Source organism: Halomonas llamarensis (assembly GCF_023555005.1).
GTDB lineage: Bacteria > Pseudomonadota > Gammaproteobacteria > Pseudomonadales > Halomonadaceae > Vreelandella > Vreelandella llamarensis.
Genome location: NZ_JAMJPJ010000114.1, coordinates 1 through 391, shown reverse-complemented (window position 1 = coordinate 391; position 391 = coordinate 1). Strand labels below are relative to the sequence as shown.

The 391-nt window shown below is 61.6% G+C and carries 1 protein-coding gene; it reads right to left on the bottom strand.

The window, feature by feature from the left end; genetic code table 11:
• Positions 1 to 391 (bottom strand): IS66 family transposase zinc-finger binding domain-containing protein (locus M8006_RS17830; RefSeq protein WP_250084573.1); only part of this gene is annotated, 391 nt, incomplete at both ends.

Here is a 391-nt window from a genome sequence, read left to right as displayed (position 1 = left end):
ACGTAAGCCAACAGGGTGGCACTGGCATTGCTCTTGGGCAGGAGTTTGGCCGGTGCCGGGGCTGTCTGGATATTTTCTTCGCAGGTTGGGCAGGCATATTTACGCCGCACATGGCGAATCACTTCCACCCGGGCGGGCACCACGTGAAGCTCTTCGCTAACGGCCTCGCCGATGACCTTGAGTTCAGTGCCGTCTTCGGTACAGCAACGCTCGGCCTCGTCCAGTTCGTGAACCACCTCGACGCGAGGCAGCTCAGGTGGCAGGGCTGCGCGTCCACCGCGGGTGCGCTTTTTGACTGGGGCAGCGGCGTTCTCGGCAGATGCCGTTTCGTCGGTGATGTCAGTCTGAGAATCATCCGTCTGGCTGTCGTCTTCATCGACGGCCAGCTCGG